Origin of the sequence: Reyranella soli (assembly GCF_007992495.1) — a bacterium.
GTDB classification, from domain to species: domain Bacteria; phylum Pseudomonadota; class Alphaproteobacteria; order Reyranellales; family Reyranellaceae; genus Reyranella; species Reyranella soli.
Genome location: NZ_BKAJ01000068.1, coordinates 80,529 through 87,691, shown reverse-complemented (window position 1 = coordinate 87,691; position 7,163 = coordinate 80,529). Strand labels below are relative to the sequence as shown.

At 66.1% G+C, this 7,163-nt stretch carries 7 protein-coding genes and 1 tRNA gene; 5 read left to right on the top strand and 3 right to left on the bottom strand.

The genetic code is table 11. From position 1 onward, the window contains the following. Positions 1-277, top strand: a 277-nt coding sequence (locus tag RSO01_RS19180) for a hypothetical protein (protein ID WP_218037386.1), incomplete at its 5' end; no start/stop codon positions are given. A 277-nt stretch (positions 278-554) separates the two neighbouring features. Here the strand turns inward: RSO01_RS19180 and RSO01_RS47370 are convergent. After that, positions 555-625: transfer RNA gene (locus RSO01_RS47370), tRNA-Glu, on the bottom strand. A 177-nt stretch (positions 626-802) separates the two neighbouring features. Between RSO01_RS47370 and RSO01_RS19175 the strand changes: the two genes are divergently transcribed. Beyond that, a complete protein-coding gene (locus RSO01_RS19175; RefSeq protein ID WP_147150836.1) occupies positions 803-2,242 on the top strand; it encodes a DUF3987 domain-containing protein in 1,440 nt (479 codons plus the stop codon). On the opposite strand, the gene RSO01_RS19170 is transcribed toward RSO01_RS19175, so the two are convergent. Both RSO01_RS19170 and RSO01_RS19165 read right to left on the bottom strand, forming a co-directional pair. Further along, entirely contained in the window at positions 2,211-2,687 is a 477-nt protein-coding gene (locus RSO01_RS19170; protein ID WP_170303187.1) for a PaaI family thioesterase, read from the bottom strand. The two genes, RSO01_RS19175 and RSO01_RS19170, sit on opposite strands and share 32 nt — an antisense overlap. A gap of 84 nt (positions 2,688-2,771) precedes the next feature. Further along, entirely contained in the window at positions 2,772-3,707 is a 936-nt protein-coding gene (locus tag RSO01_RS19165) for an IclR family transcriptional regulator (protein ID WP_147150832.1), read from the bottom strand. Between the two features lie 239 nt (positions 3,708-3,946). On the opposite strand from RSO01_RS19165, the gene RSO01_RS19160 reads away from it, so the two are divergent. Genes RSO01_RS19160 through dxs form a run of 3 tightly spaced genes read left to right on the top strand, consistent with a single transcriptional unit; the run spans position 3,947 to position 7,094 of the window. Beyond that, positions 3,947-4,222 (top strand): exodeoxyribonuclease VII small subunit, encoded by a 276-nt coding sequence (locus RSO01_RS19160; protein WP_147150830.1) that lies wholly within the window; start codon positions 3,947-3,949, stop codon positions 4,220-4,222. 10 nt (positions 4,223-4,232) lie between these two features. Continuing rightward, positions 4,233-5,153 (top strand): polyprenyl synthetase family protein, encoded by a 921-nt coding sequence (locus RSO01_RS19155; RefSeq protein ID WP_147150828.1) that lies wholly within the window; start codon positions 4,233-4,235, stop codon positions 5,151-5,153. Positions 5,154-5,180: 27 nt separating this feature from the next. Beyond that, positions 5,181-7,094 carry a 1-deoxy-D-xylulose-5-phosphate synthase gene (gene dxs / locus RSO01_RS19150; RefSeq protein WP_147150826.1) on the top strand — a complete coding sequence of 638 codons (1,914 nt, stop codon included), beginning with the start codon at positions 5,181-5,183 and terminating at the stop codon, positions 7,092-7,094. Positions 7,095-7,163: the final 69 nt, after the last annotated feature.

The following is a 7,163-nucleotide window of genomic DNA, read 5'->3' as shown; positions in this document are numbered from 1 at the left end:
GTGGTGCTGGGCCTGGGCATCGCGATCTGCTTCCAATGCCGAGCGAACCCGCCTTGTGGCTGGGACCGACGCTGGCCGCCGCAAGCGCACTGTCGTGGGGGCTCCTCACGCTGATGTGCTGCCCATCGAGATGATGTCAGTGAAGGTGCGCGTGTCGCTTACCAAGGGAGCGGCATCCCTGTATGTCGTGGACCGCCGGCTGGTGCTGGCGAACCTGTCGCCGCCGGCGGGACCGGCGCCGGCATCCTATTTCCACTGCGCTGCGTCGTACCAGTAGTTCGATGCCGGGGGCTATGTGCTGGTGATGGCGGCGATGGGCTGCGACTGCGGGGCGGCGTGATTGCGCAAAGAAATCGCACAAGCTTATGCCGCTTCCTCGGGAACATTACTTGCCATCGCCGCTGATAGCGTAAGCAGTGGCTTGATGTATTTTGATGGATCAAGTGCCGTAGCCATCGCGCGTCGATGGACTGATTTTCAGCGCTATTGTGTCCCCGGGGTGTCCCCGAAACACAGGCCCGATCGGTTCTCTATCCAAAAATTATTGATTTTGTTGGCGCTCCCTACGGGATTCGAACCCGTGTTTCAGCCTTGAGAGGGCTGGATCATGGCGACACACAAGACTGTCAATGCCTGCAATGCAGGCACCTCGTATGCGGCTTGCGCCGAAGCTAATTCAGGGTGTTTGGGGGGGCATAAATCAACCTCGGGATGCGCATTCGGACCTTGCGGTGGATAATAATCATAGTTATATTAGTACACGGGTTATTTATGCCATCCAAAGCCAGCGAGGTGGTTCATCATGCCGAAGTCTCCCCGGCGTTCGTCCGCTCAGCCAGTCAGTGATCTGGCTTTACCGGACGATGTTCCCGGTGCGTCGTATGTGACGGTTTCCACATCTTGGTCGGCATCGTCCGGCCCGGAATGGCAGGAGATCGATCCCAGCCTGCTCGAGGAACGGCGGGGCACGCTCCCGCCGTTTCCGGTCGACATCATGCCGCCAGCATGGCGTGGCTGGCTTGGCGACACCGCGACAGCGGCAGGTGCTCCCATCGATTATGCCGCGCAAGCCCTTTTCGGGGCGGTAGCCGGCCTTTGCGGTGCCGGGGCGTCTGTTCGCGTTACATCGACTTGGCAGGAGCCGCTGGTTCTCTGGCAACTCGCCGTCGGTCGCGTTTCCAGTGGACGGTCGCCGGCGACGGCTTCCGTGCGCCGCATGCTGGCGACGGTCGAGGAAGAGACGCATGCAGTCGTCGTCGACGATGCCCAAGTCCACAGGATCGACGAGGTCGCTGCGGCGAACGCCCGCGGTGGCCTGTTGTGGCGCGACGAAGCCGGCGACTGGTTCGCCTGTCTCAAGGCAGAGGACGACCGAAGGCGGCGCCTGTGGCTGCAATCCTGGTCAGCTGGCTTCGGCGCACAGGCGGCGGTCGCCGAGAGTGTGGCCGTGAGCATCCTCGGCGCCGTGCAGCCGGAGCAGTTGGGGCGACTCTTTCTGGAGGGCGAGGATCTGGCCGCGCGCTACCTCTATGCGTGGCCGCATCAGCCGCCCTTCCGCTCGATCGTCGGCAGTCCGTCGCCCGATGACGCCGAGGCGCTCAATCGACTGAGCCGGATCGCCCGCAAGGTGGGCACTATCCGCGATCCTCTGGTGCTGCTGGTCGATGAGCGGGGATTGAGCGCACTGGACGCCTTCAGGGCCAACGTCCACGCCAGCCTGCGCGAAGCCGAAGGCCTCGAGGAGGCCTGGATGGGCAAGGGGCACGGAACGGTGGTGCGGCTGGCCGGTATCCTGGAGCTATTGGAATGGTCGGCCACCGGCTCTACGAGTCCGCCGGGGCATATCGGCCGCGAGCGGATGGAAGGGGCGGTGGCGCTGTGGGAAAGCTACTTCCGGCCGCACGCGACCGCCCTGTTCATGCAAACGGCGCCCACGTCCACGGAACTTCAAGCAAGACGGGCGGCTCGTTGGCTTCGCAGCAGGGGCAAGAGACATGTCACGCGCGAGCAGGTGAGGCGGGAGGGCCTCGGCCGCACCGTCAATGCCTTCGGCGCCGATCAAGTCCTCTATCGCCTGCGCTCTGCGAACGTCGTGCGGGAAGTGCCGGACGGTTGGCGAGCCACGGGGGGCCGGCCCACCAATATGTGGGAGGTCAACCCGGCGCTAGCCCATACGGAAGGAGTGCCGGAAAGGGCGGAAAGGGCGGGAACTAGTCCGCCGCCTTCTGGTCCAGGAAAGTGAGCACCCCATCGCTGCGCTCGCCTTTGAGATAGCGGAAGGTGCCGGCGCCGGTGGCGACGAGGTCGCCTTTCTGGTCGTAGATCTCGGTCTCGGCGGCGAAGGTGCTCTGGCTGGTCGAGGGCCGCCAGGCGCCGAAGATGGTGAGCTGGTCGCCGTCGCGCGCCGCTTTGATGAACTGCGTGGTGAAGGCCAGCGTGACGGAGAGCCGCCGCGCCGTCGCCGTCTCGTTGAAGGTGCAGGCAAAGCCGCTCGCCGAATCGAGCAGGGTCATCAGCACGCCGCCGTGCAGCAGGCCGTTGGCGTTGCAGAGCTCGGGGCGGACTTTGAGCGTCATCTCGACGAAGCCCGGCCGCCAGGCCACGACCTCGTGGCCGATGAGTCCGTTGAAACCGCGAAACTCGTGGGCGGCGACCGGCCGCGCATCGGCCGGTCGTTGGATAGGCATACGCTTGGACTCCAGGAAGAGGACGCGCGCGCGCATTTCCAGTCCGATCGAACCGCAAGCGGTTCGATCGGACCGGAAATCGCTTTAGCGGCGCGCCATCGCCGACATCGGCGGGCGATGCCCGTTGCCGTTGGTCGCAGGACGCATCGCCGACGGAGCTGCCGTCGTCGACGAGGGCTGGGCGGCCATGCCGGTGCGGATGTCGCGCGCGATCTTCACCAGGCGCGGGCCCCAGTCGGCCTCGAGCCGGTCGCGGCTGATCTGGTAGATCGGCGCCGAGGCGTTGATGGCGTAGGCGGCCGTGCCGTCGGAGTTGCGCAGCGGCGCGCCGACGCCGCAGAGCTCGGGCAGCCACTCGCCCCAGGTGACGCAGAAGCCGCGATCGGCCAGCTCCTTGAACGAGCGCTCGAGGCCGGTCTTCACCTTGGTCCAGTCATCGCGCCAGCGGCGGCGGATGGCGTCGATCTGCTTGTTGCGGTCGACGTCGGGCAGCGAGAACAGATAGGCGCGGCCCATCGCCGTGCTGGCCATCGGGACGCGCGTGCCGACATCGTGGGTGATCGCCACGACCGACGGGCCACGGCAGGCTTCGAGATAGATCATCGAATGACGGTCGCGGCCGCCCAGCGCCGTCGAAGCGTTGAGCGAATGCGCGAGCTGCTCGAGCGGCTGACGCGAGGCGCGGCGCACATCCATGCTGGAGATCGCGGCGTAACCCAGCGCCAGCACCGAGGCGCCGAGCTCATACTTGCGGAAACGGCGGATGTAGTTGAGGTAGCCGAGCTCCGTCAGCGTATGGGTGAGGCGGGCCACGGTCGGCTTCGGCAGGCCGGTGCGGTGGGCGATCTCCTGGTTGCCCAGCATGCCTTCGCCGGCATGGAAGGCGCGCAGGATGTCGAGACCGCGGGCGAGGGCGGTGACGAACTGGCGGTCCTTGCCGCTGCCGCCTTCGGCGAGACCGTTCTCAACTGAGCTTTCGAAGGCTGCCGTTCGCGTGACGAGATGACTGACGTTGCCCATGGGCGTTTTGCTCCTATGAATGGCCGTTTATTTCGTTGCGGGGCGGAACGTGCCATTGCTGTGTAACTGTCGCAATGCGCGAGCAGGGGTTTTGTCCTGCGAACGTGCAAAGCTACCATGTCACAGATGCGTGATTCGCTATCCACAGTTGAGAAAGCCCAGAAGACCGCGCGGAATGGGCATTTTCACAGCATTCTGCCGGATGTCTGGCCGTTGCAAGCGTCGGCCGTTACCATCATATGACCCCCTGCGAGGCAAAATTGGCAAAAGAACCCGTACTCCCAAAGGATATTACCGGCTTGTCGTTCGAGGACGCGCTGAAGGAGCTGGAAGGCATCGTCCAGCAGCTCGAGCGCGGCCAGGTCAAGCTCGACGAGGCGATCACGGCCTATGAGCGCGGCGCGCTGCTGAAGAAGCACTGCGAGCAGAAGCTCGCCGAGGCCAAGATGAAGGTCGAGAAGATCGTCTTCTCGGCCGACGGCTCGGTCGGCAGCCAGCCCGCCGACCTGAACTAGTTCGCGACCCATGCCACTGTCGTCGCATCGCGACTTCGAGGCCGCGCTGGCATTTGCCGCGTCGTCGACCGAACACACCATGGATCGCCTGCTGCCCCACTCTTTGGGGAATGGCGGCGACATAGACGAATCGCGCGTCTTCGAAGCGATGCGCTATTCGAGCCTGGGCGGCGGCAAGCGCCTGCGCGCCTTTTTCGTGCTTGCGGGCGCAACGTTGTTCAAGGTCGGTGCGTTACCAGCGCTTCGGACCGCAAGTGCCATCGAGTTCGTGCACGCCTATTCCCTGATCCACGATGACCTGCCGGCCATGGACGATGACGACCTCCGGCGCGGCAAGCCCTCCTGTCACAAGCAGTTCGACGAAGCCACCGCCATCCTGGCGGGGGACGCCCTGCAGGCGCTGGCCTTCGAGGTGCTGGCACACGAAGACACGCACGGCGATGCCGCGGTGCGCGCCCATCTGGTCAGCGATCTTGCCAAGGCGGCCGGCGCGCAGGGCATGGTGGGTGGACAGATGCTCGATCTCCTTGCCGAGACCCGGCCCGACCTCTCGATCGGCGCCATCACGCGCCTGCAGCGCCTGAAGACCGGCGCGCTGATCTCCTTTTCCTGCACGGCCGGGGCGATCCTGGGCAAGGCCAGCGATGCCCCGCGCGCGGCCCTGTCGGCCTATGCCCACGACCTTGGCCTCGCCTTTCAGATCGCCGACGACCTGCTCGATATCGAGGGCACCGCGGCCGAACTCGGCAAGACGCCGGGCAAGGACGCGACAGCGGGCAAGGCGACCTTCGTGTCGATCCTGGGCCTCGAGCGGGCGAGGGCGCAGGCCAACCTTCTGGCGCGCCAGGCCGCCGCGCATCTAGAACCGTTCGGCGAGGCGGCAGGTTTGCTTAAGCAGGCCGCGAATTTCGTCGTGGCCCGGCGGGCATGAACCGCTGCGCGGGAGTATGATCCAGTCATGACAAGGCCGAGCACGCCGCTTCTCGATACCATCGACGTTCCCGCCGATATCCGTCGGCTGAAGGCCGATCAACTGCGCCAGTTCGCCGACGAGCTGCGCCAGGAAACGATCTCGGCCGTATCGGTCACCGGCGGCCATCTCGGCGCAGGACTGGGCGTGGTCGAGCTCACCGTGGCGCTGCACTACGTGTTCGACACGCCGCGTGACCGGCTGCTCTGGGACGTCGGCCACCAGGCCTATCCGCACAAGATCGTCACCGGCCGGCGCAGCCGCATCCGCACGCTGCGCCAGGAAGGCGGCCTGTCGGGCTTCACGCGGCGCGCCGAAAGCGAGTACGACCCGTTCGGCGCGGCGCATTCCTCGACCTCGATCTCGGCCGGCCTCGGCATGGCCGTGGCGCGCGATCTCGCCAGCGGCAGCAATCACGTCGTGGCGGTGATCGGCGACGGCGCCATGAGCGCCGGCATGGCCTACGAGGCGATGAACAACGCGGGCGCGTTGCGCAGTCGGCTGATCGTGGTGCTGAACGACAACGACATGTCGATCGCTCCGCCCGTCGGCGCGATGTCGGCGCATCTCTCGCGCCTGCTGTCGGGCCGGCCTTATGTCAGCCTGCGCAATCTCGGCCGCTCCGTCGCCGAAGCGCTGCCCAAGCCGCTCGAGATGGCGGCGCGCCGCGCCGAGGAGTTCGCGCGCGGCTTCGTGGCCGGCGGCACGCTGTTCGACGAACTGGGCTTCTACTATGTCGGCCCGGTCGACGGACACAATCTCGACCATCTGCTGCCGGTGCTGAAGAACGCGCGCGACAGCCGGCTCGACAAGCCGATCCTGGTCCATGTCGTCACCAAGAAGGGCAAGGGCTATCCGCCGGCCGAGAACAGCGCCGACAAGTACCATGGCGTGGTGAAGTTCGACGTCATCACCGGCAAGCAGTCCAAGCCAGTGGCCAACGCGCCGGCCTACCAGGCGGTGTTCGCCAAGGCGCTGATCGCCGAGGCCGAGACCGACAAGAAGATCGTCGCCATCACCGCAGCCATGCCCTCGGGCACCAGCCTCGACAAGTTCGCCGAGCGCTTTCCCGAGCGCTGCTTCGATGTCGGCATCGCCGAGCAGCATGGCGTGACCTTCGCCGCGGGCCTGGCGACCGAAGGGTTCAAGCCGTTCTGCGCCATCTATTCGACCTTCCTGCAGCGCGGCTACGACCAGGTCGTGCACGACGTCGCCATCCAGAAGCTGCCGGTGCGCTTTGCCATCGACCGAGCCGGCCTGGTCGGCGCCGACGGCGCCACGCACGCGGGCTCCTTCGACGTGGCCTATCTCGCCTGCCTGCCGGACTTCGTCGTCATGGCGGCGGCCGATGAGCTCGAATTGATGCACATGGTCGCCACGGCGGCCCACATCGACGACCGTCCCTCGGCTTTCCGCTATCCGCGCGGCGAGGGCGTCGGCGTCGAGCTGCCCGCGCGGGGCACGCCACTCGAGATCGGCAAGGGCCGCGTGCTGCGCGAAGGCAGCAAGATCGCCATCCTGAATTTCGGCACGCGTCTCGCGGAGTGCCTGGTCGCGGCCGAGGATCTCGGCGCCAAGGGGCTTAGCACCACCGTGGCCGACGCCCGCTTCGCCAAGCCGCTCGACACCGATCTGGTGCGCCGTCTGGCGCGCGAGCACGAGGTGCTGATCACGATCGAAGAAGGCTCGATCGGCGGCTTCGCCAGCCATGTGATGCAGTATCTGGCGACGGCTGGGCTGCTCGATCACGGCTTGAAGGTGCGGCCGATGATCCTGCCCGACCGCTTCATCGACCATGCCGCGCCGGCCAAGCAGTACGAACAGGCCGGCCTCGATGCCAAGGGTATCGTCGCCACCGCGCTCGCCGCGCTGGGCCAGTCGGTCGAAAGAGCGCGCGGTTAATCTTTGCCGGAAGCACGCCACGGAGTGGCGCGCTCCCGGCAAAGAAAAGGCGCGCCACTTGCGTGGCGC

Excerpts from the sequence above, each read along its gene's own strand:
- RSO01_RS19175 (WP_147150836.1), top strand. The coding sequence starts at position 803 with ATGCCGAAGTCTCCCCGGCGTTCGTCCGCTCAGCCAGTCAGTGATCTG.
- RSO01_RS19170 (WP_170303187.1), bottom strand. The coding sequence starts at position 2,687 with ATGCCTATCCAACGACCGGCCGATGCGCGGCCGGTCGCCGCCCACGAG.
- RSO01_RS19165 (WP_147150832.1), bottom strand. The coding sequence starts at position 3,707 with ATGGGCAACGTCAGTCATCTCGTCACGCGAACGGCAGCCTTCGAAAGC.
- RSO01_RS19160 (WP_147150830.1), top strand. The coding sequence starts at position 3,947 with ATGACCCCCTGCGAGGCAAAATTGGCAAAAGAACCCGTACTCCCAAAG.
- RSO01_RS19155 (WP_147150828.1), top strand. The coding sequence starts at position 4,233 with ATGCCACTGTCGTCGCATCGCGACTTCGAGGCCGCGCTGGCATTTGCC.
- dxs (WP_147150826.1), top strand. The coding sequence starts at position 5,181 with ATGACAAGGCCGAGCACGCCGCTTCTCGATACCATCGACGTTCCCGCC.